The 248-nt window shown below is 52.0% G+C and carries 1 protein-coding gene; it reads left to right on the top strand.

Annotated elements, in window-relative coordinates:
• Positions 1-16: 16 nt before the first annotated feature.
• On the top strand, positions 17-248 hold a 232-nt coding region (locus HBA93_RS22530), incomplete at its 3' end, for a hypothetical protein (protein ID WP_221724720.1).

The raw sequence follows: 248 nt of genomic DNA, 5'->3' as shown, positions 1-248 counted from the left end.
AACAAAACCGATTGCCATGTCTGTTAATGCCACGCCGACTGCATCCGGTATCAAAAACGGCGATATGCTTGCCCCGCAGCGTGCATCCGGACAGGATATTCCGCAGCTGCGCGGGCAGGAAATGGTCACCATCCGCACTTATGAGAATATTAAAAAGCCTGATGTGCAATTCGCCACGCTCACCGAAATAGAGGGCGTTACCTGCGAGATTGAGAGCGATGGCTATAAAGCCACCGTTAAAACACCGG

Source organism: Ochrobactrum sp. SFR4 (assembly GCF_019730395.1).
GTDB lineage: Bacteria > Pseudomonadota > Alphaproteobacteria > Rhizobiales > Rhizobiaceae > Pseudochrobactrum.
Note: the sequence above shows the minus strand (reverse complement) of the source record. Positions and strands in the feature narration are given on the sequence as shown.